This window comes from Serratia sp. CY76391 (assembly GCF_052166695.1).
Taxonomy (GTDB): domain Bacteria; phylum Pseudomonadota; class Gammaproteobacteria; order Enterobacterales; family Enterobacteriaceae; genus Serratia; species Serratia nematodiphila.
In genome coordinates this window covers 176,794-198,713 of sequence record NZ_JBJNOJ010000007.1, presented here as the reverse complement: position 1 = coordinate 198,713, position 21,920 = coordinate 176,794, and the positions used below count along the sequence as shown (strand labels likewise).

22 protein-coding genes, 1 tRNA gene and 1 riboswitch are annotated in these 21,920 nt (G+C 60.1%); of the genes, 11 read left to right on the top strand and 12 right to left on the bottom strand.

The features are described 5' to 3' along the window. Window positions 1-147: 147 nt before the first annotated feature. Window positions 148-864 carry an HPP family protein gene (locus ACJ8PN_RS14230; RefSeq protein ID WP_015379141.1) on the top strand — a complete coding sequence of 239 codons (717 nt, stop codon included), beginning with the start codon at window positions 148-150 and terminating at the stop codon, window positions 862-864. On the opposite strand, the gene aac(6') is transcribed toward ACJ8PN_RS14230, so the two are convergent. The 4 genes from aac(6') to ACJ8PN_RS14210 form a co-directional block, all read right to left on the bottom strand. After that, window positions 865-1,305 carry an aminoglycoside 6'-N-acetyltransferase gene (gene aac(6') / locus ACJ8PN_RS14225; protein ID WP_004937175.1) on the bottom strand — a complete coding sequence of 147 codons (441 nt, stop codon included), beginning with the start codon at window positions 1,303-1,305 and terminating at the stop codon, window positions 865-867. A 138-nt stretch (window positions 1,306-1,443) separates the two neighbouring features. Next, window positions 1,444-2,022, bottom strand: coding sequence for a hypothetical protein (locus tag ACJ8PN_RS14220; RefSeq protein WP_442535019.1), 579 nt, complete (start codon window positions 2,020-2,022; stop codon window positions 1,444-1,446). After that, a complete protein-coding gene (locus ACJ8PN_RS14215) occupies window positions 1,928-2,251 on the bottom strand; it encodes a pirin family protein (protein ID WP_442535042.1) in 324 nt (107 codons plus the stop codon). Before ACJ8PN_RS14215 ends, ACJ8PN_RS14220 begins: the two co-directional genes overlap by 95 nt. A 241-nt stretch (window positions 2,252-2,492) precedes the next feature. Beyond that, window positions 2,493-3,101, bottom strand: a complete 609-nt coding sequence (locus tag ACJ8PN_RS14210; protein WP_351108213.1) for an FMN-dependent NADH-azoreductase — start codon at window positions 3,099-3,101, stop codon at window positions 2,493-2,495. A gap of 96 nt (window positions 3,102-3,197) precedes the next feature. Here ACJ8PN_RS14210 and ACJ8PN_RS14205 point away from each other — a divergent pair, with 96 nt between their 5' ends. Next, complete coding sequence (locus ACJ8PN_RS14205; protein WP_021505083.1) at window positions 3,198-3,602, top strand: winged helix-turn-helix transcriptional regulator; 405 nt, start codon at window positions 3,198-3,200, stop codon at window positions 3,600-3,602. Window positions 3,603-3,715: 113 nt separating this feature from the next. Here the strand turns inward: ACJ8PN_RS14205 and ACJ8PN_RS14200 are convergent. After that, a tRNA-Ile gene (locus tag ACJ8PN_RS14200) sits at window positions 3,716-3,791 on the bottom strand. A 146-nt stretch (window positions 3,792-3,937) separates the two neighbouring features. Here ACJ8PN_RS14200 and mug point away from each other — a divergent pair. Together mug and ACJ8PN_RS14190 are read left to right on the top strand one after the other, a co-directional pair. Then, window positions 3,938-4,423, top strand: a complete 486-nt coding sequence (gene mug, locus ACJ8PN_RS14195; RefSeq protein ID WP_351108216.1) for a G/U mismatch-specific DNA glycosylase — start codon at window positions 3,938-3,940, stop codon at window positions 4,421-4,423. Window positions 4,424-4,441: 18 nt separating this feature from the next. Continuing rightward, a complete protein-coding gene (locus tag ACJ8PN_RS14190; RefSeq protein WP_015379099.1) occupies window positions 4,442-4,894 on the top strand; it encodes a nuclear transport factor 2 family protein in 453 nt (150 codons plus the stop codon). Window positions 4,895-4,949: 55 nt separating this feature from the next. On the opposite strand, the gene rpoD is transcribed toward ACJ8PN_RS14190, so the two are convergent. The 3 genes from rpoD to rpsU all read right to left on the bottom strand — a co-directional run bounded on the left by rpoD (window position 4,950) and on the right by rpsU (window position 9,049). Continuing rightward, window positions 4,950-6,791 carry an RNA polymerase sigma factor RpoD gene (rpoD, locus tag ACJ8PN_RS14185; RefSeq protein WP_004937194.1) on the bottom strand — a complete coding sequence of 614 codons (1,842 nt, stop codon included), beginning with the start codon at window positions 6,789-6,791 and terminating at the stop codon, window positions 4,950-4,952. A gap of 157 nt (window positions 6,792-6,948) precedes the next feature. Then, a complete protein-coding gene (gene dnaG, locus ACJ8PN_RS14180; protein WP_015379098.1) occupies window positions 6,949-8,697 on the bottom strand; it encodes a DNA primase in 1,749 nt (582 codons plus the stop codon). 136 nt (window positions 8,698-8,833) lie between these two features. Beyond that, window positions 8,834-9,049 (bottom strand): 30S ribosomal protein S21, encoded by a 216-nt coding sequence (gene rpsU / locus ACJ8PN_RS14175; RefSeq protein WP_001144069.1) that lies wholly within the window; start codon window positions 9,047-9,049, stop codon window positions 8,834-8,836. A 325-nt stretch (window positions 9,050-9,374) separates the two neighbouring features. Here rpsU and tsaD point away from each other — a divergent pair, with 325 nt between their 5' ends. Then, on the top strand, window positions 9,375-10,388 hold the full coding sequence (gene tsaD, locus ACJ8PN_RS14170; protein ID WP_004937199.1) for a tRNA (adenosine(37)-N6)-threonylcarbamoyltransferase complex transferase subunit TsaD: 1,014 nt from the start codon (window positions 9,375-9,377) through the stop codon (window positions 10,386-10,388). Between the two features lie 30 nt (window positions 10,389-10,418). Here tsaD and plsY read toward each other — a convergent pair whose 3' ends face one another. Next, window positions 10,419-11,057 (bottom strand): glycerol-3-phosphate 1-O-acyltransferase PlsY, encoded by a 639-nt coding sequence (gene plsY / locus ACJ8PN_RS14165; protein ID WP_171454792.1) that lies wholly within the window; start codon window positions 11,055-11,057, stop codon window positions 10,419-10,421. Window positions 11,058-11,164: 107 nt separating this feature from the next. Here plsY and folB point away from each other — a divergent pair, with 107 nt between their 5' ends. Further along, complete coding sequence (folB, locus tag ACJ8PN_RS14160) at window positions 11,165-11,524, top strand: bifunctional dihydroneopterin aldolase/7,8-dihydroneopterin epimerase (protein WP_015379095.1); 360 nt, start codon at window positions 11,165-11,167, stop codon at window positions 11,522-11,524. Window positions 11,525-11,657: 133 nt separating this feature from the next. Continuing rightward, window positions 11,658-12,482 (top strand): undecaprenyl-diphosphate phosphatase, encoded by an 825-nt coding sequence (gene bacA / locus ACJ8PN_RS14155; protein ID WP_015379094.1) that lies wholly within the window; start codon window positions 11,658-11,660, stop codon window positions 12,480-12,482. A gap of 39 nt (window positions 12,483-12,521) precedes the next feature. On the opposite strand, the gene ACJ8PN_RS14150 is transcribed toward bacA, so the two are convergent. Both ACJ8PN_RS14150 and ACJ8PN_RS14145 read right to left on the bottom strand, forming a co-directional pair. Further along, window positions 12,522-13,766 carry a multifunctional CCA addition/repair protein gene (locus ACJ8PN_RS14150; RefSeq protein WP_033632053.1) on the bottom strand — a complete coding sequence of 415 codons (1,245 nt, stop codon included), beginning with the start codon at window positions 13,764-13,766 and terminating at the stop codon, window positions 12,522-12,524. Window positions 13,767-13,888: 122 nt separating this feature from the next. Continuing rightward, window positions 13,889-14,509, bottom strand: a complete 621-nt coding sequence (locus ACJ8PN_RS14145; protein WP_004937209.1) for a TIGR04211 family SH3 domain-containing protein — start codon at window positions 14,507-14,509, stop codon at window positions 13,889-13,891. A 278-nt stretch (window positions 14,510-14,787) separates the two neighbouring features. On the opposite strand from ACJ8PN_RS14145, the gene ACJ8PN_RS14140 reads away from it, so the two are divergent. The 3 genes from ACJ8PN_RS14140 to hldE all read left to right on the top strand — a co-directional run bounded on the left by ACJ8PN_RS14140 (window position 14,788) and on the right by hldE (window position 20,486). Then, complete coding sequence (locus tag ACJ8PN_RS14140; RefSeq protein WP_442535018.1) at window positions 14,788-16,095, top strand: CYTH domain-containing protein; 1,308 nt, start codon at window positions 14,788-14,790, stop codon at window positions 16,093-16,095. A gap of 45 nt (window positions 16,096-16,140) precedes the next feature. Next, window positions 16,141-18,978 carry a bifunctional [glutamate--ammonia ligase]-adenylyl-L-tyrosine phosphorylase/[glutamate--ammonia-ligase] adenylyltransferase gene (glnE, locus tag ACJ8PN_RS14135; protein ID WP_171454790.1) on the top strand — a complete coding sequence of 946 codons (2,838 nt, stop codon included), beginning with the start codon at window positions 16,141-16,143 and terminating at the stop codon, window positions 18,976-18,978. 77 nt (window positions 18,979-19,055) lie between these two features. After that, the gene (gene hldE / locus ACJ8PN_RS14130) at window positions 19,056-20,486 is read left to right on the top strand and encodes a bifunctional D-glycero-beta-D-manno-heptose-7-phosphate kinase/D-glycero-beta-D-manno-heptose 1-phosphate adenylyltransferase HldE (RefSeq protein WP_004937214.1); all 1,431 of its coding nucleotides are present in this window, start codon (window positions 19,056-19,058) and stop codon (window positions 20,484-20,486) included. Between the two features lie 51 nt (window positions 20,487-20,537). On the opposite strand, the gene ubiK is transcribed toward hldE, so the two are convergent. Then, on the bottom strand, window positions 20,538-20,813 hold the full coding sequence (gene ubiK, locus ACJ8PN_RS14125) for a ubiquinone biosynthesis accessory factor UbiK (RefSeq protein WP_004937216.1): 276 nt from the start codon (window positions 20,811-20,813) through the stop codon (window positions 20,538-20,540). Window positions 20,814-20,958: 145 nt separating this feature from the next. Further along, window positions 20,959-21,119: riboswitch (FMN riboswitch) on the top strand. A gap of 109 nt (window positions 21,120-21,228) precedes the next feature. Between ubiK and ribB the strand changes: the two genes are divergently transcribed. Further along, the gene (gene ribB, locus ACJ8PN_RS14120; protein WP_033636071.1) at window positions 21,229-21,882 is read left to right on the top strand and encodes a 3,4-dihydroxy-2-butanone-4-phosphate synthase; all 654 of its coding nucleotides are present in this window, start codon (window positions 21,229-21,231) and stop codon (window positions 21,880-21,882) included. Window positions 21,883-21,920: the final 38 nt, after the last annotated feature.

The window sequence follows — 21,920 nt, the reverse complement described above, 5'->3', positions numbered from 1 at the left end:
GGAACATTCATCATTGTCGAGGGGAGGCTAAAAATCAATCTGTTAGCCTAAAAGTTCTTGGGCGGCGCGGTTTACGGCGCCGTGAGCTCCTTCAGGATGATGTGATATATTTGTTGCCAACACGTGAATTGAGCCGTATTGGGTAACATGAAGACGCAGTGGATAGAACGAGTGAAAGTGGGATGCGCGCGCCTGTGGCCGCACCCGCTGGCGGTGGGCAAACGAGAGATGCTGATTTCCAGCGTTGGCGCAGGTTTGGGGTTGATGCTCGCCGGCTGGATCAGCCACTTTATTTTGGGCGAGGTGAACCTGTGGTTTATCGCGCCGATGGGCGCTTCGGCGGTGCTGCTGTTCGGCGTGCCCAACAGCCCGCTGGCGCAGCCCTGGTCGATCGTCGGCGGCAATGCGCTGGCGGCGACGGTGGGCGTGAGCGCCGGTCTGCTGATCCCCGATCCGGGCCTGGCCTGCGGCGTTGCGGCGGCGGTGGCCATCGGCCTGATGTTCAAGCTGCGCTGCCTGCATCCACCCGGCGGCGCGGTGGCGCTGACCGCCATCCTCGGCGGCCCCGGTATTCATCAGATGGGCTACCACTTCGTGTTGTACCCGGTGCTGCTGAACTCGGTGCTGCTGGCGGCGCTGGCCATTCTGTTCAATAACCTGGCCGGGCGGCGCTACCCGCACGCGCTGGCGCCGGCGGAGGCCAAACCGGCCAATCTGCCGATCGATGCCGTTTCCATTACCCGCGCCGATCTGCACGAGGCGCTGATGGAGGGGGATCTGTTCGATATCGATGAGGACGATCTGCAGGAGATCCTGCTGCGCGCCGAGCAGCTGGCGCATCAGCGGCAAAGCAAGATTGCCTGATCAGCCCAGCGTTTTGCGGTAAAACACCACCCGTTCCGTTTCGGCAAAGCCCAGCGCCGCATGCAGGCGCTGGGAGTCCAGATTGGCGATGTCGGTATCCGACGCCAGCTCGCTGCACCCCTGCTGCTTGGCCCACTCTTGCACCTGCGCGATCAAACGCGCCGCCCAGCCCTGGCGGCGGGCGCGTTCGACGGTGTAAATCCCTTCCAGAAACGCGACCGGCGACGATTCGCAGCCGTTGACGTAATCGTGGCGCAGCGCGACCTCGGCAAAGCCAACGAAAACGCCGTCCAGCCCTCGCGCCATAAACGCGGTGTGGTGCGGCGAAGCCAATATTTCGTGCATCTCCGCGCGGTGCTCTTCCAGCGGGCAGGTGGGCCACAGCGCCGAGCGCAGCGCCAGCCAGGCATCGAGGTTGTCGTGGTCGCAGTTGACGATCATGCGGGATCCTTATCCGGCAACTGAAGGGAGTGGGGCGATAATATCACGTTGCGCCGTCAGCGAGCGGCCGGATGCGTCGGCGCATGTGAGTAGCCTGCCCTGGATCGTTCGTCGCAGATTGTGATCCCATCATCAACGTCATCGAAAGACGGGGATCGTACCTGAAGCCGTCCGTCGCTCGCCGACCTCTTTAAGTCTGCGCCCCAGTTCGGCGATGCGACGTTCGCCGGCTTCCAGCGCGGATGCTGAGGTATGTACCGAATAGGCGCCGAGGTGCAGTGGATACGGGTGAGGCACGGCTGAGCCGAGAACGAATACGGCATCTTCATTGCCGGATGCTTTAAGCTCAATGGGCATTTCCCCCGGTTCGAATACCACCATCTCGCCCGCGTTGATAGGCGCGTCTGCGCTGAGCCGGCCTTTGGCCAGCGCGAGCCAGCCGACCGAATGCTTGGCTGGCGGGAGGTAAGTCCAGCTTTCGCCGGGTTTGAGGGTGACGAGCAAGTAATTGATGCCTTCCTGCGCGGGCACCGGGCTTTGCACGCCTTCGTGGTTGCCGACGATGATATGCGCCGGCCCGATTTGGCGCATGTTCCGGGCTTCGATATAACGGCTTTCCTGTTCACCGTTTTCCAGTTCGGCGGGCAGGGCCAGCCAGAGCTGGAATCCCTGGATGCGCGGTGTATCCGTGGCGGACAATTCCTTGCCGTGCCACATCCCACCGCCGGCACGCGCCCACTCCACCGCGCCATAGCCGAGCGTCCCGACAGCGCCGCTGGCGGGATCTGAAGTGGAAAGCGCCTTCGAGCGGCACGGTCACGGTGGCTATGCCTGAATGCGGATGCAGCGGCATGTTGGCCAGCATTGCCATGGTGCGCTGATCCGCCTCGAACAGATCGAGGAATACGAAAGGTTTAAGCACCTGACCCAGGTCGGAAGGGCTCATCAGTCGGGTGATCGGGCCGTGGCCGTGGCCTCGGGTGCGTTGTGTAATACGCCGCGGGTTGGGCGCGAGTGGTGAGGTCAACGTGGTGTTCATGATTGAATCTCCAGTTTACAAATCCGGCGCGAACGAATTCCGGGGTACGCGGCACAGCCATAGGATTGAGCGGTATTACATCGCCGGTGGCCAGCCCAAAAAAGGGACTGGCCGCGAGCCTGCTCTTGCTGTTCTGAACCGGCCCCGATTAAGCGGTCAGGCCGTCAATCTGAGCCGCAGCTGCATCGATGGCGACAGTGCGGTTTTCCGGGCTGAGTGCCAGTCCCTCTGCTCGAATGAAGGTGATGTCCGTAATACCAAGGAAGCCGAAGAAACTGCGCAGATAGGTTTCCTGATGGTCCAGGAAGGCCAGTGACGTGCCTTCGCCGTACAGGCCACCGCGGGTGGAAGCAACGATGACGCGTTTCCCCTTGGCGAGGCCTTCAGCGCCGTTTTCCGTATAGCGGAAAGTTCTGCCTGGCACTGCAAGTCGGTCAAGCCAGGCGCGTAGCTGAGTCGGCAACGTAAAGTTATACATAGGCGCACCGACGATAATGACATCGGCGGCAAGGAAGTCGTCGACGAGTTTGGCATTGCGGGCAACGGCCTGTTTGACGTGCTCGTCTTGCGGCTCCACGCCCTGCAGAGCCAGAAATTCGGCGCTGGAAAGGTGGTTAATCGGGGCGGCGGCGAGATCGGTGTGGATGATCTTGGCGTCTGGCTTAGCTGCAGACAGCTGTTTGGCGATCGCCGCCGTGAGCTGACGGCTAACCGATTGTTCGTTGAGAATGCTGGAATCGATATGAAGCAGTGTCATGATGAAATCCTTAGGTATAAAATGGTAACCAGGGATAACAATATAACCATGTCCTAAAATGGCAGACAATAAGGCACATTAGGAGAACCCGGTATCATGAATGTGACTAATCAACCTCGAGATTTAAGACATGCCGACTGCCAAAAGATCAGCCAGGTATTGGCGCGCGTTGGTGAGAAGTGGAGTGTCCTGATCATTATGCTCTTGGCGAACGGGCCACGCCGATTCACTGAAATAAAGCGTACAATCAATGGAATATCTCAGCGGATGCTGACGCTGTGCCTGCGCAATATGGAACGAGATGGGTTAGTCAAGCGGACAGTTATTGCCGTCATGCCGCCGCACGTCGAATATGAATTGACGCCGCTCGGTTGCTCATTGACCGTACCCGTCATCGCGTTGGGAACCTGGGCGAATGAGCATATTGCCGATATTGATGCGGCGAGAACCGCATTCGACGCGCAAAATAGCGAGGCCGGTGAGGATGTTAATTCACGCTAGAGGCGGCAGGGGGGCGAATGAAATTTGCGTTCTGTTGCCAAAAGAGGCGAATGCCTGGTTGCGCCGCAGAAAAAACTAAGGGGCTACGCTGTTAACGTAACCCCTTGATAATTTGGTGGCCCCTGTTGGGTTTGAACCAACGACCAAGCGATTATGAGTCGCCTGCTCTAACCACTGAGCTAAGGGGCCAAGCCGCGAGATTATAGGGAATCCTTAAGCGGCGGTCTACTGTTACCCGCCCGTATGTTGCTTTTCTGCGCAGTTCTAGCCTGTTGTAATTGCTGGCGGATTTTGCGATAACCGCAGTAAATCCCTGCAATGGACTCACGACACTCATGGAACTTCTGGCGCCCAATCTGCGGGTGGTGTTTTGCGGCATCAACCCCGGCCTTTCTTCTGCCCATCAGGGCTATCCTTTCGCCAACGGCAGCAACCGCTTCTGGAAGGTGATCCATCAGGCCGGCTTTACCAAGAGCCAGCTGGCGCCGGAGCAGTGGCAGCAGCTGAAGGATAATGGCTGCGGCATTACCGCGCTGGTGGCGCGCCCGACGGTGGCGGCCAGCGAGCTGTCGCGCGACGAGTTGCGCAGCGGCGGCGAGGCGCTGCAAGAGAAGATCCTGCGCTATCAGCCGCGCGCGCTGGCGATTTTAGGCAAGCAGGCGTTCACCACCGCCTTTGGGGTGAGAAACGCACCCTGGGGCAAGCAGGCGATGATGCTGGGAGAAACCGAGGTGTGGGTACTGCCCAACCCCAGCGGATTGAATCGCGCCACGCTGGAGCAGCTGACCGCCAGCTATCGCGAGCTGTTCCTGGCGCTGTAATAACATAAGGAAATTGCGATGACATCGATGATGAAAGGTTGTTTGATGGCGCTGTTATTGGTGACCGGCGCTGCACAGGCGGGGCATTCGCCACAGGAAGCGCGCAACAAGCAGAACGTGCTGGAGTTTTATCGGCAGGGGCTGAACAACAAGGATTTTGCGGCGGCGCGGCCGTTTTTGGGCGAACAGTACAAACAGCATAACCCCAACGCCAAAGACGGCGTGGCGGGTTTTCGTCAATTTGTCGAGCTGCTGAAAACGCGTTACCCCAATTCGCACAGTGAGGTGAAACAGGCGTTCGTCGACGGCGACTTCGTGATTTTGCATGTGGAGGTCAGCGGGCGCGAGGCCGGTAAAACCGCGGCGATCGTCGATATCTTCCGTCTCGACAGCGCCGGAAAGATCGTTGAACACTGGGACGTGACACAGCCGGTGCCGGAGAAGACCGCCAGCGGCAACAGCATGTTCTGAGGCATAAAAAAACCCCGGCAGGCCGGGGTTTTTGTTTTGAGTGCAACCGCCGGACTTAATCGTCCAGGAAGCTGCGCAGCACTTCGGAGCGGCTTGGGTGACGCAGCTTGCGCAGCGCCTTGGCTTCGATCTGACGAATACGCTCACGGGTAACGTCAAACTGCTTGCCAACCTCTTCCAGCGTGTGGTCGGTGTTCATGTCGATGCCGAAACGCATGCGCAGCACTTTCGCTTCGCGCGCGGTCAGGCCGGCCAGCACATCGTGGGTGGCGGAACGCAGGCTTTCCGAGGTCGCGGAGTCCAGCGGCAGCTCGAGGGTGGTATCCTCGATGAAATCGCCCAGATGCGAATCTTCGTCGTCGCCGATCGGCGTTTCCATCGAGATTGGCTCTTTGGCGATCTTCAGCACCTTGCGGATCTTGTCTTCCGGCATCAGCATGCGCTCGGCCAGCTCTTCCGGCGTCGGCTCGCGGCCCATCTCTTGCAGCATCTGGCGCGAAATACGGTTGAGCTTGTTGATGGTCTCAATCATATGCACCGGAATACGGATGGTGCGCGCCTGGTCGGCGATGGAGCGGGTGATAGCCTGACGGATCCACCAGGTGGCGTACGTCGAGAACTTGTAGCCGCGGCGGTATTCGAACTTGTCTACCGCTTTCATCAGGCCGATGTTGCCTTCCTGGATCAGATCCAGGAACTGCAGGCCGCGGTTGGTGTATTTCTTGGCGATGGAAATAACCAGACGCAGGTTGGCCTCAACCATCTCTTTCTTCGCGCGGCGGGCTTTCGCTTCACCGATCGACATGCGACGGTTGATGTCTTTGACCTGCTCGATGGTCAGGCCGGTTTCTTCTTCGATCTGACGCAGTTTCTGCAGGCTGCGCTGCACGTCTTCAGCAACGTCTTTCAGCTTTTCCGACCATGGCTTGGCCATCGCCAGCGCGGCTTCGAACCAGGAGTCGCTGGTCTCGTTGCCGGCGAACAGGGTGACGAAGTTTTTCTTCGGCATTTTGCACTGTTCAACGCACAGCTTCATGATGATGCGTTCCTGGGTGCGAACGCGGTCCATCATGGTGCGCATGCTGTTGACCAGGAAGTCGAACTGTTTCGGCACCAGGCGGAACTGCTTGAACACTTCAGACAGCTTCAGGATCTCGTCCGCGGCGCTGGCGTGGCTGCGGCCGTTTTTCTTGATCACCAGGCGGGTCGCTTCATACTGATCGCGCAACTCGGCGAACTTCTGACGCGCCAGTTCAGGATCGATGCTGTTGTCGTCTTCGGTGTCGTCGTCTTCGTCGTCTTCATCTTCTTCGTCGTCGTCTTGCTCTTCGCTCGACAGTTCAGAACCGATGTGAGTGGCGGTTGGGGCGATGTCCTCTTCCGCGTTAGGATCGACGAAGCCGGTGATCAGATCGGACAGGCGTGCTTCACCCGCTTCGACGCGATCGTACTGCTCAAGCAGGTAGGTGATGGCTTCCGGGTATTCGGCAACCGAGCACTGTACCTGGTTGATGCCGTCTTCGATGCGCTTGGCGATGTCGATTTCGCCTTCGCGCGTCAGCAGTTCGACGGTACCCATTTCGCGCATGTACATGCGCACCGGGTCGGTGGTGCGGCCGATTTCGGATTCCACGCTGGACAGAACCTGTGCGGCGGCTTCTTCCGCATCTTCGTCCGTGCTGTTCGAGTTTTCGGCGAGCAGCAGGTCATCGGCATCCGGTGCTTCTTCCATCACCTGGATGCCCATGTCGTTAATCATCTGGATGATGTCTTCGATCTGATCGGAGTCGACGATATCTTCCGGCAGATGGTCATTGACCTCAGCATAGGTCAGATAGCCTTGCTCCTTACCACGGGTGACAAGTAGCTTCAGCTGTGACTGCGGGTTTTGCTCCATAAGACGGTATCCACACTTCAGAGTATTTAGGTTGGTGTCGGTCGGCGAAACCGCCAACAATAGCATTTGGGGCGTTTTCGTTATCGCCGCGGCCCACTATGGCGGCACTGTGCAGGGCTCTGCCCTCGCAATTATCGGCACTTAAGCCGTTTGGTATTCAGTTTTTCTTCGCTAAAACCTGGTTGAGAGAACGGACTTCTTCACGTTCCTCCGCGCTCAGACCGCGCGTTCTGGCCTGGGCGATCAGCGTTTCCAGCCGTTGCTCGAGCACCGAGTCGTACAGGCTGGCCAATGTATCCAAAAAGGTCTGCTCGACCATGTCCTCAACGATCATATGGTTCCAGGTCGCCAAGGTTTCAAGCTGCTGGCTGAATTTGTTGTCGCGATACAGCTCCAGCAATTGCCCGGTCGTCAGGCCCGGCTGCGCCAAACAGGTTTGCACCAGTTCGACGAACAGCGGCAATCCCGCCTGTTTGGTCTGCTCCAACCCTTCCAGCGAAGGGATAAGTGTAGCCAACTGCGGATTTTGCACCAGTAACCCTATCAGTATACGCATGGTTGTGCGTTTTAGCTGGGGCGCCTGATAAGGATTCGCATTTTCAGCCTGCTTGGGCATCAGCTTGTCGAGCTGGCTGTCGTCCAGCAGCCCCAGCTTGTTGCCGAGCTCCTGGCGCAGGTACAAGCGCAACGTTTCGCCCGGCACCTGAGTAATCAGCGGCAGCGCCAGCGTGCTCAGCTTGGCGCGCCCGTCCGGGCTGCTCAGATCCACCTGCGGCAGCAGGCTTTCGAACAGGAACGTGGACAGCGGCTGCGCCTGCTCCATTCGCTGTTCGAAGGCTTCTTTGCCTTCCTTGCGCACCAGCGTGTCCGGATCTTCGCCGTCGGGCAAAAACATGAACCGTAGCTGGCGCCCGTCATTCAGGTACGGCAGCGCGGTTTCCAGCGCCCGCCAGGCCGCTTCGCGGCCGGCGCGGTCGCCGTCGTAACAGCAGACGACGTTGTCGGTGGCGCGGAACAACAGCTGAATGTGTTCCGCCGTCGTCGAGGTGCCGAGCGAGGCGACGGCATAATCGATGCCGAATTGCGCCAACGCCACCACGTCCATATACCCTTCCACCACCAGCAGCCGCTGCAGGGTAGGGTGGTTCTGCTGTGCTTCATACAGGCCGTACAGCTGACGGCCCTTATGGAAAACTTCGGTTTCCGGCGAGTTCAGGTACTTCGGCATACCGTCGCCCAATACGCGGCCGCCGAAGGCGATCACGCGCCCGCGCTTGTCGCGGATGGGGAACATCACCCGTTCGCGGAAACGGTCGTACGAACGCCCCTGATCGTTAGTCACCAGCATGCCGGCATCGTTCAATGCGCGGCGCGAGTCGGCGTCGCGGCCGAAACGCTTCAGGGCGTTGTCCCATCCCGCCGGCGCGAAGCCGATGGCGAAATGGCGAATAACGTCGTCACTTAATCCGCGCTGCTGCAAATAGTTGCGCGCCGGTGCCCCGGAGGACTGCTGCAGTGACTGTTGATAGAACGCGCTGAGCTGTTCCATCAGTTGGTATAGGCTCTGGCGCTGATGGCGTTCGATCTGGGTCGGCCCGGTGCCCGCTTCGTAAGGCACTTCCAGCCCGTGCATGGTCGCCAGTTCTTCGATGGTTTCGACAAACTCGAGTCGGTCGTAATTCATCAAAAAGTCGACGGCGTTGCCGTGCGCACCACACCCAAAACAGTGATAAAACTGCTTTTCGCCATTAACGGTAAAGGAAGGCGTCTTTTCGTGGTGGAACGGACAGCACGCGTGATAGTTCTTGCCTTGCTTCTTGAGCTTCACGCGGGCGTCGATCAAATCGACGATGTCGGTGCGAGCCAGCAAGTCATTGATAAATACGCGCGGAATTCGTCCAGCCATAAGCCCTTACTTCATTAGCCTATAAACGAGAACAAGCCGCGCATTCCTTTCGGAAAGCACGGCCTTCGTATGCAACTACTCGGTCTGCGCGATTTTGAAAATCAGAAATTCACGCGGTGGGGTTGCCCCCGAAGAATTAATACAGACGAGTGCGGCGTGCGTTTTCGCGAGCCAGTTTCTTCGCGTGACGTTTCACAGCAGAAGCTTTAGCGCGTTTACGTTCGGTAGTTGGTTTTTCATAAAACTCACGACGACGAACTTCAGCTAAAACACCTGCTTTTTCGCAAGAGCGTTTGAAACGACGCAGAGCAACGTCAAATGGCTCGTTTTCACGTACTTTAATTACCGGCATGTGCCTCTCACCTCAATAAAATTCGGTTTGTTGCTGGCCAAGCGCCAGCCTTTTCAAAATGGTGCGGAATTTTACTCCAATGGATGCTGCTTTGTAAAGCATCACAGCAAATTGAAACCCGCGTCGCTCTGCCGCAACGTGCGCAATTTTGCACCGGGCGCTGATTATAGACTAATCAGAAAAAAATGCTCGTGTTTAATCGCTCAGGCATTTTCTGGATGAATCATCGACATAGGCGCAAGCCGGTGACAAGATGCGCCGCACCGGCGGTAAATGCGGCGGAATGTGGTAGACTGGCGGCCGCACGTGAATGATGGGAAATGTAATGCGAGTACTGGGTATAGAAACGTCCTGCGATGAAACCGGAATTGCAGTGTATGACGATCAAACCGGTTTGTTGGCCAACCAATTATACAGCCAGGTGAAGCTGCACGCCGACTACGGCGGCGTGGTGCCGGAACTGGCCTCCCGCGATCACGTGCGCAAAACCGTGCCGCTGATTCAGGCGGCGCTGAAAGAGGCCAACCTGACCCCGGCCGATATTGACGGCGTGGCTTACACCGCCGGGCCGGGCCTGGTGGGGGCGCTGCTGGTCGGCGCAACCGTGGGGCGCGCGCTGGCGTTCGCCTGGAACGTGCCGGCAGTGCCGGTGCACCATATGGAAGGCCACTTGCTGGCGCCGATGCTGGAAGACAACCCGCCGGCGTTTCCGTTCGTCGCGCTGTTGGTCTCCGGCGGCCACACCCAGCTGATCAGCGTCACCGGCATCGGTGAGTATGAGTTGCTGGGCGAGTCGATCGACGACGCGGCCGGCGAAGCGTTCGACAAAACCGCCAAGCTGCTCGGCCTGGATTATCCCGGCGGGCCTATGCTGTCGAAGATGGCGCAGCAGGGCACGGCGGGGCGTTTCACCTTCCCGCGGCCGATGACCGATCGTCCGGGGCTGGACTTCAGTTTCTCCGGGCTGAAAACCTTCGCCGCCAACACCATTCGCTCCAACGGCAACGACGATCAGACGCGTGCCGACATCGCCCGCGCCTTCGAGGATGCGGTGGTGGATACGCTGGCTATCAAATGCAAACGCGCGCTGGAGCAGACCGGCTTCAAACGCCTGGTGATGGCCGGCGGCGTGAGCGCCAACCGCACGCTGCGCGCCAAACTGGCGGAGATGATGCAGAAACGCGGCGGGGAGGTGTTCTATGCCCGCCCGGAATTTTGCACCGACAACGGCGCGATGATCGCCTATGCCGGCATGGTGCGGCTGAAGAGCGGCGCGAACCCGGAGCTGAGCGTTTCCGTGCGGCCGCGTTGGCCGCTGGCGGAATTGCCTGCGGTATAAAGCAAAGGGCCGGATTATCCGGCCCTTCTGTTATTCCTCTCTCGGCTGGTCGCCGTTATCCGCGTTGTTTTTCTTCTTGCGGAACTTGCCCCAGATCTTGCCTTCCTGGCCGCGCCACAGGCGCTGAATATTGTCGTGATGCCGCATCAGGATCAGGCAGGAGAGCATCGCTACCGGGAAGGTGAACTGCGGTTTGAACCACCAGACGTAGAACGGGGCGATCAACGCGCTGACGATGGCGCCGAGCGAAGAGTAGCCGCTGAGCAGCACCGTCAACAGCCAGGTGCCGGTCATCAGGCCGGTCAGATCCCAGCCGATAGGCGCGATGGCGCCAAACGCCGTCGCCACGCCTTTACCGCCGCGGAAGTGGAAGAACACCGGATAGATGTGCCCCAGACAGGCGGCGATCGCCGTCAGGCCCAGATACAGCGGCGGCACATCGAGTTTGTAGGCCAGCCAGACCGGCAGCATCCCTTTCAGAATATCGAACACCAGCACCGCCGCCGCCGCCAGCCGGCCGCCGATGCGCAGGACGTTGGTCGCCCCGGGGTTTCCTGAGCCATGTTCACGCGGATCCGGCAGCCTGGCGATCCGGCAAACCAGGATCGCGCTGGAAATCGAGCCGCACAGATACGCGAAGATAATCATGCCAAGCGCGGTAGCACTCATAACGCGGTTCCGTTTAATAATGGTCGTTTTACTCGCAACATCTATGGATAATACGCACATTCCGCTGGAAGTGGTATCCGGCAAGGCCAAAAACAGAGAATGACGTGATGGATATCGTATTTATTGAAGAGCTTACCGTAATTACCACCATTGGCGTTTATGAGTGGGAACAGGGCATTCGTCAGAAGCTGGTGTTCGATATCGAAATGGGCTGGGATAACCGGCCGGCCGCCGCCAGCGACGATGTAAATGACTGTCTGAGCTATGCCGATGTCAGCGACGCCGTGATCCAGCATGTTGAATCGAACCGGTTCGCGCTGGTGGAGCGCGTGGCGGAGGAAATATCCGAAATTTTGCTCCAGCGCTTCAATTCCCCGTGGGTCCGTATTAAGGTCAGCAAACCGGGCGCTGTAGCACATGCCAATCGGGTCGGCGTGATCATTGAGCGCGGCACTCGTCCCGCATGATTTTATGTCATCTGCTTGCAACGAAAGACCGTTAAGCTGGTCTTAATCCTGAGAATTGTTTTAGCGGCATTGTCTTTTAAGCACTGCCGCTTTTTTATGTGATGGCCGTTATTTTATGGGGTGAGCGAAGCACATGGCTGACATGCATTCACTGTTTATTGCGTTTGTTCTTGGGGTTGTCGAAGGGTTAACCGAATTTCTGCCGGTGTCTTCCACCGGGCATATGATTATCGTTGGCGAGTGGCTGGGTTTTACCGGCGACAAAGCCAAAACCTTTGAAGTCATCATCCAACTGGGGTCTATCCTGGCCGTGGTGGTGATGTTCTGGCGCCGGTTGTTCGGCCTGATCGGCATCCATTTCGGCGGCAAGCCAGTGGAGCACGAGGGCAAAACCAGCGGCCAACTGAAGCTGGGGCATATCCTGCTGGCGATGATCCCGGCGGTGGTGCTGGGTCTGGTATTCCACGATGTGATTAAATCGCTGTTCGCGCCGAAAAACGTGATGTACGCGTTGGTCGTCGGCGGCCTGCTGTTGCTGGCGGCGGAATGGCTGAAGCCGAAGACACCGAGAGCGGAAGGGCTGGATGACATCACCTACCGCCAGGCGTTCATGATCGGCTGCTTCCAGTGCCTGGCGCTGTGGCCGGGTTTCTCCCGTTCGGGGTCCACTATCGCCGGCGGTATGCTGGTGGGCGTAAACCGCTATGCGGCGTCCGAGTTCTCCTTCATCCTGGCGGTGCCGATGATGATTGGCGCCAGCGGTCTGGATCTGTACAAGAGCCTGCACTTCCTGACCTGGGGCGATCTGCCGATGTTCGCCGTCGGTTTCGTTACTGCCTTCGTGGTGGCGCTGATTGCGATCAAGACCTTCCTGTCGCTGATCAAACGCATCTCGTTCGTGCCGTTCGCCATCTACCGCTTTATCGTGGCGGCCGTGGTTTACATGGTATTCCTGTAAGCCCGATGGCAAGAAAAAACCCCGCTCTGCGGGGTTTTTTTATGCCTGATCGTTGAGGATGGTTTGGTTGAGCTTCCAGTCGGCCAGCGCCTGCTGGCGGCGGCGTTTGAGCTCATCGCGGATCGCGGTGCCCTGCAGCCCGCTGGCTACCACCTCTTTAATAGATACCGCGTTCGCCACCTGATACGCCTGGCGCAGATAGTCGCCCTGCGGATAAGGATTCTCCTCAAAGCCGGTGCGGCCGCGCGCGTCCGCTTCGCTGGTCAGGATCATCTGCTCCAGCCTTTGGGGTTTGCGCCAGACGTCGATAGCGTCGAACAGCTTCAGCAGGGTCTCCGGCCGCAGCTTGTTCACGGTGTGGATCAAATCATGGTACTCGGCCACCAGCTTGCTCAGATCGCGCACCGGATTGGGCACCCGCAGCCGTTGGCATAGCGCTTCGACCAGCCGAACGCCCGCCGGGCCGTGGCCGTGGTGATGCGGCCAGAACGCTTTTGGCGTCAACCCTTTGCCGAGGTCATGACACAGGGTGGCGAAGCGTACGTCCACCTCGGGAGTGAGGCGGGCGGCCATCGCCAGCGCCATCAGCGTATGTACGCCGGTGTCGATCTCCGGATGCCACTTGGCGGGGGCCGGCACGCCGAACAGCGCGTCGATTTCCGGGAACAGCACCGCCAGCGCATCGCAGTCGCGCAGCACCTGAAAATAGACCTGCGGGCTCTGGCTTTGCAGCGCCTTTTCGGTTTCTTTCCAGACGCGTTCGGCGGTCAGCGCGGCCAGTTCACCGCTGTGCGCCATCCGGCGCATCAGGGCCAGCGTTTCGTCGGCGATGCGAAAACCCAGATGGGCGAAGCGAGCATTGAATCGCGCCACGCGCAGCACGCGCAGCGGATCTTCGCCGAACGCGTCGGAAACGTGGCGCAGCACGCGCGCCTGCAGATCGGCCACGCCGCCGTAGGGGTCAATCAGTTCCCCTTCGGCGGAACGGGCGATGGCGTTGAGGGTCAGATCGCGCCGCAGCAGATCTTCTTCCAGCGTGACGTCCGGCGCGGCATAGCAGGTAAAACCGGTGTACCCCTGGCCGGATTTGCGCTCGGTGCGCGCCAGCGCGTACTCCTCGTGGGTATCGGGATTGAGGAACACCGGAAAATCTTTGCCGACCTGCTGGTAGCCCAATGCCAGCAGCTCCGCCGGCGTGGCGCCCACCACCACCCAATCATGATCGACCACCGGAATGTTGAGCAGGCTGTCGCGAACGGCGCCGCCGACCAGATAAATCTGCACTGTTGACTCCTGAATATCGTGTAAGGCTCTGTCTATCAGATTACATGAATTGGCCGCGGGATGTCGGCACCAATGAAAAAGGCGCCCGCAGGCGCCCAAACTCAAACTGAACGATACTGAGATCAGTTCATCCAGCGATTGTTGTTCTTGCGACGCGGGATCAGGTGCGGCAACAGCAGGCCCAGCAGCAAACCGACGCCGGCGACGCCGCCGCCGTACATGAACCACTGCAGGATAATGGTGCGCTGCTTGTCGTCGAGCTGCAGGTTAACGGCGTTGACCTTCTTCTGCGCGACCACCAGCTGGTTTTTCAGATCCTGGTTTTCCTTCTGCAGGCTGCTGATGGTGCTGTCGCTGCCTGCGACTTTTTCCTGCATTTCCGCCGTGCGCTGGTTCCAGGTGTTGTCGATGTTGGCGAGCTTGTCGGTCAGGGTTTTCACCTGCTGTTCCAGCTCCGGCACGCGGGTGCGCAGGCTTGGCGTCTGGCTGAGTTGGTCGAGCGGGATCCAGGTGGTGCGGCCCTTCGGATCGCGGATCTGGCCGTAGTTGGTGCTGTCGTTGACGCTCAGCAGGGTCACTTCTTCACCGGCGTTCAGAGTGCCGACAATACGGTACTGATTACCTGGGCCGCTATGGACGTAAGTGCTTAACTCATCGGAGATATAGCGTTTATCTTCGGCATGTGCGGCCCAAGTGATGCTGAAGCTCAGCGCGGCAAGGAAAATCAGGCGTAATTTCTGCATTAGTTCATCGTTTCTGGGTGAATTTATGGAACGATAGTAGAGGGTTCAGTCTGACGACGCAACGCCAAAACCGGAATGAGAACTATCTTACTGTGGCCGATTCTGTGAGTTGCGCAGCGTTTTATAACGTAACAGGTTTTTTCTACAGTTAGCAGGGTTAAGGCGCCGGGAATCGCGGTAAGATAATGGCAACTGTGCGTCAGTGGGCAGCATACGGCGGGCCGAGCGCGCCGCGCTGAAACCGACGCGAATGCGTAACTTATTGGTGTTAAAGAATTATGACTGTTGAAATTGAACTGAAATTCATCGCCGCGCCGCAAGCGGTGGCCGCTCTGCCACACTGGCTCGCCGCCTGGCCGCATCAGCATTCCGAGCCGCAAAAGCTGACCAACATTTACTTCGAAACGGCCGACAATTTCCTGCGCAGTCACGACATGGGGCTGCGCATTCGCGGTTTCGACGATCGCTATGAGATGACCATTAAAACCGCCGGTAAAGTGGTGGGCGGCCTGCACCAGCGCCCGGAATACAATGTCGCTATCGCCGATCCGCAGCTGGCGTTGGCGCAGTTTCCTGCCGACATCTGGCCGCAGGATTGCGATATCGCGGCGCTGCAGCAGGCGTTGCAACCGCTGTTCCGTACGGATTTCGTGCGTGAGAAGTGGGTGGTTACTTACGGCCAAAGCGAGATAGAGATTGGCCTGGATCAGGGAGAGGTACGTGCTGGTGGCCTCAGCGAAGCCTTGAGCGAGATAGAACTGGAGCTGCTGAAAGGCAATACCGCCGATCTGCTGGCGTTGGCCGGTGAGCTGGCGGCGCACGACGGGCTGCGTCAGGGCAGCCTGAGCAAGGCGGCGCGCGGTTACCACCTGGCGCAGGGCAATCCGCCGCGTGAGGTGCGCCCGCTGCGGGTGCTGAAGCCGGCGGCGAAGGCGACCGTGGAGCAGGGGATGATCGCCGCCTTCGAGCTGGCGCTCAGCCACTGGCAGTACCATGAAGAGCTGTGGCTGCGCGGCGACGCGCAGGCGCGCGCTTCGGTGATTGAGGCGGTCGGCACGATCCGCCAGGCGCTGGTGATCTTTGGCGGCCTGGTGCCGCGCAAGGCCAGTGCCGATCTGCGCGTCCGCCTGACCGAGCTCGAACCGCTGTTGGCGGACAAAACCGCGCAACCAGAGACCCTGTGTTACAGCGCGGTCTACCTGCAATGTAAGTTGGCGCTCACATCATGGCTGGTGAGCGGCGCCTGGCGGCCGTTTATCGACGCCAAAGCGCAGGCCAAGCTGGACGGTTCTTTCAAACGCTTCAGCGACATCATGCTGGGGCGCAGCGGCGCGGAGCTGAAAGAGGCCTTCAGCCGTACGCTGAACGAAGATGAATATCAGGAACAATTGCCGCGCCTGACGCGTCAGATTTCGGCGCTGGTCCTGCTGTCGGGCGCTTATCCCGACGAGCAGACCGGGCCTTATATCGAGGCCTGGCGCGAGCTGCAGGCGGCGCTGAGCGAGCGCCGCCAGGGCTGGTATGAAGCCAGCCGCAAACAGGCCTTATCGCATGCGCCATTCTGGTTAAACGGCGCGCTTCGTTAATCCAGCCGGCCCGCCAGCCGTGGGCCGCAGAACGGGTCATACACTATGTCGCCACTTTCAGCCGCGTTACAGGCTCAGGCACAGCAGGTTGTGCAGCGTTTTCAGGAAGTTCACGGCGCGGACTGCGCCTTTAGCGAGCAAGAGCAGTGGGTGCTGGCGTCGAGCGATTTCGTCAGCGACGCGCTGCTCGCACAGCCAGCCTGGCTGGCAATGCTGCGCGAACAGCCGCCGGCGCCCGGTGAGTGGCAACACTATGCCGCCTGGTTGCAGGACGAGCTGGAAGAGGTGCGCGACGAAGCGCAACTGATGCGCACGCTGCGTCTGTTTCGCCGCGAAACGCTGGTGCGCATCGCCTGGGCACAGGCGCAGGGGCTGTGTTCGACCGAAGAAACGTTGCTGCAGCTGAGCGGGCTGGCGGAGACGCTGATCGTCAGCGCGCGCGACTGGCTGTACCAAACCTGCTGCCGCGAATGGGGCACGCCGTGCAACGCCGCCGGCGAGCCGCAGCCGCTGTTGATCCTCGGCATGGGCAAGCTGGGCGGCGGCGAACTGAACTTCTCGTCGGACATCGATCTGATCTTCGCTTACCCGGAAAATGGTCAAACCCAGGGCGGGCGGCGTGAGCTGGATAACGCCCAGTTCTTCACCCGCCTCGGCCAACGGCTGATCAAGGCGCTGGATCAGCAAACCATCGACGGCTTCGTCTATCGCGTCGACATGCGGCTGCGGCCGTTCGGCGACAGCGGCCCGTTGGTGATGAGCTTTGCGGCGCTGGAGGATTACTACCAGGAACAGGGGCGCGACTGGGAGCGCTATGCGATGGTAAAGGCGCGCCTGATGGGCGGGGCGGAAGACGCCTACAGCCAGGAGCTGCGCAAAACGCTGCGGCCGTTCGTGTTCCGCCGCTACATCGATTTCAGCGTCATCCAATCTTTGCGCAACATGAAGGGCATGATCGCCCGCGAAGTGCGGCGGCGCGGCCTGAAGGACAACATCAAGCTGGGCGCCGGCGGCATTCGCGAAATCGAATTCATCACCCAGGTATTCCAGCTGATCCGCGGCGGCCGTGAACCGGCGTTGCAGGGGCGTTCGCTGCTGCCGACGCTGCAGGCGGTGGGTGAGCTGGGGCTGCTGGAAAGTGAGCAGGTGCGGGCGCTGAGCGCCGCCTACCTGTTCCTGCGGCGGCTGGAGAACCTGCTGCAGGCGATCGGCGATCAGCAAACCCAGACGCTGCCGCAGGAGGCGCTCGATCAGGCGCGCTTGGCCTACGGCATGGGGTTGGCGGATTGGCCGGCGCTGATGGCGGCGCTGGAGGTGCACATGCAGGCGGTGCGCGCGGTGTTCGACGACCTGATCGGCGACGATAGCCCGGATGTCGGTGAAGATCCCGACTACCAGCACTACCACAGCCTGTGGCAGGACGCGCTGGAGGAGAACGAGCTGGCACCGCTGACGCCGCACCTCGACGAAGAGGGGCGCCGACAGATGCTGCGCACCATCGCCGATTTCCGCCACGACGTCGACAAGCGCACCATCGGCCCGCGCGGCCGCGACGTGCTCGATCAGCTGATGCCGCGCCTGCTGGCGGAGGTATGCCCGCTCCAGGACGCCCCGACCGCGCTGGTGCGGCTGGCGCAGCTGCTCCTCAGCATCGTCACCCGCACTACCTACCTCGAGCTGCTGGTGGAGTACCATGCGGCGCTCAGCCATCTGATCCGCCTGTGCGCCGCGTCGCCGATGGTTGCCAACCAGCTGTCGCGTTACCCGCTGCTGCTGGACGAACTGCTGGATCCGGCCACGCTGTATCAGCCGGTGGCGCTGGACGCCTACCGCAGCGAGCTGCGGCAGTATCTGCTGCGGGTGCCGGAAGACGACGAAGAGCAAAAGCTGGAGGCGCTGCGCCAGTTCAAACAGGCGCAGCAGCTGCGCATCGCGGCTGCGGATATCGCCGGCGCGCTGCCGGTGATGAAAGTGAGCGATCACCTGACTTATCTGGCGGAGGCGATCATCGACGCGGTGGTGCAACAGGCCTGGAGCGACATGGTGGCGCGCTACGGCCAACCAACCCATTTGCAGGAGCGGGAGGGGCGCGGCTTTGCGGTGATCGGCTACGGCAAACTGGGCGGCTGGGAGCTGGGGTACAGTTCCGATCTCGATCTGGTGTTCCTGTTGGATTGCCCGCCGGAGGTGATGACCGACGGCGATCGCTGCATCGACGGCCGCCAGTTCTACCTGCGGCTGGCGCAGCGGGTGATGCATCTGTTCAGCACCCGCACGTCCTCGGGCATTCTGTATGAGGTGGACGCGCGCCTGCGGCCTTCCGGCGCTGCGGGGATGCTGGTCAGCACCGTTGAGGCGTTCGCCGACTACCAGCAAAACGAAGCCTGGACCTGGGAGCATCAGGCCCTGGTGCGTGCGCGCATCGTGCACGGCGACCCGGCGCTGCATCAGCAGTTCGACGCGATCCGGCGCGAGATCCTGTGCAAAACGCGCGATGCGCAGACCCTGAAGCGTGAAGTGCGCGAGATGCGCGAAAAGATGCGCAACCATCTCGGCAACAAACAGCGCGATCTGTTTGATATCAAAACCGATGAGGGCGGCATTACCGACATCGAATTTATCGCCCAATATCTGGTCTTACGCTATGCCCCGGGAGAACCGCGCTTGACGCGTTGGTCGGACAACGTACGTATCTTCGAGCTGATGGCCAATTACGACATCATGCCGGAAGAGGAGGCGCGTGCGCTGACCCAGGCTTATGTCACCATGCGCGACGAGATCCACCACCTGGCGCTGCAGGAACATTCCGGCAAGGTCGGCAGCGAGCTGTTTGCCGCCGAGCGCGAGCAGGTGCGCACCAGCTGGGCCAAATGGCTGGATTAATACCTTTTTGCGGGTATTCCGGCGGTCTGTGGTAATATCTGCGCCACTAAAATTTTGTTCTTTTTTGGAGTTATCGGATGAAAGTTACGCTGCCTGATTTTCGCCGCGCCGGTGTGCTGGTGGTCGGTGACGTCATGTTGGATCGCTATTGGTATGGGCCGACCAGCCGCATTTCACCGGAAGCCCCGGTGCCGGTGGTCAAGGTCGATACCATCGAAGAGCGTCCCGGCGGCGCGGCTAACGTGGCGATGAACATCGCTTCGCTGGGCGCCACTTCCCGTCTGGTGGGCCTGACCGGCATCGACGATGCGGCGCGGGCGCTGAGCGCCAAGCTGAATGAAGTCAACGTGCGCTGCGACTTCGTCTCGGTGCCGACCCATCCGACCATTACCAAGCTGCGCGTGCTGTCGCGCAACCAGCAGCTGATCCGTCTTGACTTCGAAGAAGGCTTCTCCAACGTCGATCCGCAGCCGATGCTGGAGCGCATTCAGCAGGCGCTGCCGCAGATCGGCGCGCTGGTGCTGTCCGATTACGCCAAGGGTGCGCTCAGCCAGGTGCAGGGCATGATCCAGCTGGCGCGCGCCGCCAAGGTGCCGGTGCTGATCGATCCGAAAGGCTCTGATTTCGAGCGCTATCGCGGCGCGACGCTGCTGACGCCGAACCTGTCCGAGTTCGAAGCGGTGGTGGGTCACTGTAAGGATGAAGCGGAACTGGTGGAACGCGGCATGAAGCTGGTGGCGGATTTCGAGCTGTCGGCGCTGCTGGTTACCCGCTCCGAACACGGCATGACGCTGCTGCAGCCTGGCGTTGAGCCACTGCACTTGCCGACCCAGGCGCAGGAAGTGTTCGATGTGACCGGCGCCGGCGACACCGTGATCGGCGTATTGGCTGCCTCGCTGGCCGCCGGCAATTCGCTGGAAGAGTCCTGCTTCCTTGCTAACGCCGCCGCCGGCGTGGTGGTGGGCAAGCTCGGTACGTCTACCGTGTCGCCGATCGAGCTGGAAAACGCGGTGCGCGGCCGCGCCGAAACCGGCTTTGGCGTGATGACCGAAGCACAGTTGAAAAACGCCGTGGCGCAGGCGCGTCAGCGCGGTGAGAAAGTGGTGATGACCAACGGCATCTTCGACATTCTGCATGCCGGCCACGTCTCCTATCTGGCCAACGCCCGCAAGCTGGGCGATCGCCTGATCGTGGCGGTGAACAGCGACGCCTCGACCAAGCGTCTGAAAGGGGAGAAACGCCCGGTCAACGCGCTGGAGAACCGCATGATCGTGCTGGGCGCGCTGGAAGCGGTGGATTGGGTGGTGCCGTTCGAGGAGGACACGCCGCAGCGCTTGATCGCCGACATCTTGCCGGATCTGCTGGTGAAAGGCGGCGATTACAAGCCGGAAGAGATTGCCGGCAGTGCGGAAGTGTGGGCCAACGGCGGCGATGTCAAAGTGCTGAACTTTGAAGACGGCCTGTCGACCACCAACATCATCAAAGCGATCAAAGACGGGCGCGGCTAACGCCGGGCAACCTAAAGAACAAGGGCGCGCGGTGCGCGCCCTTGGCGGGAATTATTCGTCTTCCTGCTTGGCGGCCGGCGCCGCGCTCAGCTTGCTTTCCAGCTCGGCCATGCGCTGCTCCAACAGCGCCAGCTTCTCGCGGGTGCGCAACAGTACCTGAGTCTGCACGTCGAACTCTTCGCGGTTAACCAAATCCAGACGGGTCAGCTGCGACTGCAGCACCTGACGGATTTTTTTCTCAACGTCTTCCCCGAATTCACGAACGCCTTTAGGCATGGACTCATGAACCTGGCGTGCGATTTGTTCGATTTTTTTCGGGTCAATCATGGCGTATCCCTTTCAGAGTTTAATAGCTGCCGCTTAGTGTAATGCGAGTTGCCCGCCGGATAAACCATTAAGCGCATTCGCCGTACGTGGCCGAATTGTGCTTTTGCCAATTGCCCTGTCTACCCATTAGCGTTATAGTCATCTAGCTTATTCTCAGGGCGGGGTGAAAGTCCCCACCGGCGGTAAATCACCTTCTACGGTGAAAGCCCGCGAGCGCTCAGCCAGCCTGTAAAGGCCGGTTAGAGGTCAGCAGATCCGGTGTAATTCCGGGGCCGACGGTTATAGTCCGGATGGGAGAGAGTAACGGTATCTGCCGGGCATGCGCCCGCTTGCGTTATTTTTTTAGCTATTGCTAGCTACTCCTCAAGATCGCCCTGGTTCTGGTAATCCATAATTTTTAATGAGGTTTTTTACCATGAATCAGACGCTACTTTCAGACTTCGGCACGCCAACAGAACGCGTTGAACGCGCGATCGACGCACTGCGCAACGGGCGCGGCGTAATGGTGCTCGATGATGAAAACCGTGAAAACGAAGGTGACATGATCTTCGCCGCGGAAACCATGACCGTTGAGCAGATGGCGCTGACCATTCGCCACGGCAGCGGCATCGTGTGCCTGTGCATCACCGAAGAACGCCGTCAGCAGCTTGAGCTGCCGATGATGGTGACCAACAACTCCAGCCAGTTCCAGACCGCCTTCACCGTGACCATCGAAGCGGCGCAGGGCGTGACCACCGGGGTTTCCGCTTCCGATCGCCTGACCACCATCCGTGCGGCGGTGGCAGACAGCGCCAAGCCGAGCGACCTGAACCGTCCGGGCCACGTGTTCCCGCTGCGCGCGCAGCCGGGCGGCGTGCTGAGCCGCCGCGGCCACACCGAAGCGACCATCGATCTGGTTTCCATGGCCGGTTTCAAACCAGCCGGCGTGCTGTGTGAACTGACCAACGACGATGGCAGCATGGCGCATGCGCCGGAAGTGATCGCCTTCGCCAAACAGCACGACATGGTGGTGCTGACCATCGAAGATCTGGTGGCCTACCGCCAGGCGCACGAGAAAAAAGCCAGCTGATCGCCGGCCGCTTTCAACGATAAAAAAGCCGCGTAAAG

Excerpts from the sequence above, each read along its gene's own strand:
- ACJ8PN_RS14230 (WP_015379141.1), top strand. The coding sequence starts at position 148 with ATGAAGACGCAGTGGATAGAACGAGTGAAAGTGGGATGCGCGCGCCTG.
- ACJ8PN_RS14220 (WP_442535019.1), bottom strand. The coding sequence starts at position 2,022 with ATGTGGCACGGCAAGGAATTGTCCGCCACGGATACACCGCGCATCCAG.
- ACJ8PN_RS14215 (WP_442535042.1), bottom strand. The coding sequence starts at position 2,251 with ATGAGCCCTTCCGACCTGGGTCAGGTGCTTAAACCTTTCGTATTCCTC.
- ACJ8PN_RS14210 (WP_351108213.1), bottom strand. The coding sequence starts at position 3,101 with ATGACACTGCTTCATATCGATTCCAGCATTCTCAACGAACAATCGGTT.
- ACJ8PN_RS14205 (WP_021505083.1), top strand. The coding sequence starts at position 3,198 with ATGAATGTGACTAATCAACCTCGAGATTTAAGACATGCCGACTGCCAA.
- mug (WP_351108216.1), top strand. The coding sequence starts at position 3,938 with ATGGAACTTCTGGCGCCCAATCTGCGGGTGGTGTTTTGCGGCATCAAC.
- ACJ8PN_RS14190 (WP_015379099.1), top strand. The coding sequence starts at position 4,442 with ATGACATCGATGATGAAAGGTTGTTTGATGGCGCTGTTATTGGTGACC.
- rpoD (WP_004937194.1), bottom strand. The coding sequence starts at position 6,791 with ATGGAGCAAAACCCGCAGTCACAGCTGAAGCTACTTGTCACCCGTGGT.
- dnaG (WP_015379098.1), bottom strand. The coding sequence starts at position 8,697 with ATGGCTGGACGAATTCCGCGCGTATTTATCAATGACTTGCTGGCTCGC.
- rpsU (WP_001144069.1), bottom strand. The coding sequence starts at position 9,049 with ATGCCGGTAATTAAAGTACGTGAAAACGAGCCATTTGACGTTGCTCTG.
- tsaD (WP_004937199.1), top strand. The coding sequence starts at position 9,375 with ATGCGAGTACTGGGTATAGAAACGTCCTGCGATGAAACCGGAATTGCA.
- plsY (WP_171454792.1), bottom strand. The coding sequence starts at position 11,057 with ATGAGTGCTACCGCGCTTGGCATGATTATCTTCGCGTATCTGTGCGGC.
- folB (WP_015379095.1), top strand. The coding sequence starts at position 11,165 with ATGGATATCGTATTTATTGAAGAGCTTACCGTAATTACCACCATTGGC.
- bacA (WP_015379094.1), top strand. The coding sequence starts at position 11,658 with ATGGCTGACATGCATTCACTGTTTATTGCGTTTGTTCTTGGGGTTGTC.
- ACJ8PN_RS14145 (WP_004937209.1), bottom strand. The coding sequence starts at position 14,509 with ATGCAGAAATTACGCCTGATTTTCCTTGCCGCGCTGAGCTTCAGCATC.
- ACJ8PN_RS14140 (WP_442535018.1), top strand. The coding sequence starts at position 14,788 with ATGACTGTTGAAATTGAACTGAAATTCATCGCCGCGCCGCAAGCGGTG.
- glnE (WP_171454790.1), top strand. The coding sequence starts at position 16,141 with ATGTCGCCACTTTCAGCCGCGTTACAGGCTCAGGCACAGCAGGTTGTG.
- hldE (WP_004937214.1), top strand. The coding sequence starts at position 19,056 with ATGAAAGTTACGCTGCCTGATTTTCGCCGCGCCGGTGTGCTGGTGGTC.
- ubiK (WP_004937216.1), bottom strand. The coding sequence starts at position 20,813 with ATGATTGACCCGAAAAAAATCGAACAAATCGCACGCCAGGTTCATGAG.
- ribB (WP_033636071.1), top strand. The coding sequence starts at position 21,229 with ATGAATCAGACGCTACTTTCAGACTTCGGCACGCCAACAGAACGCGTT.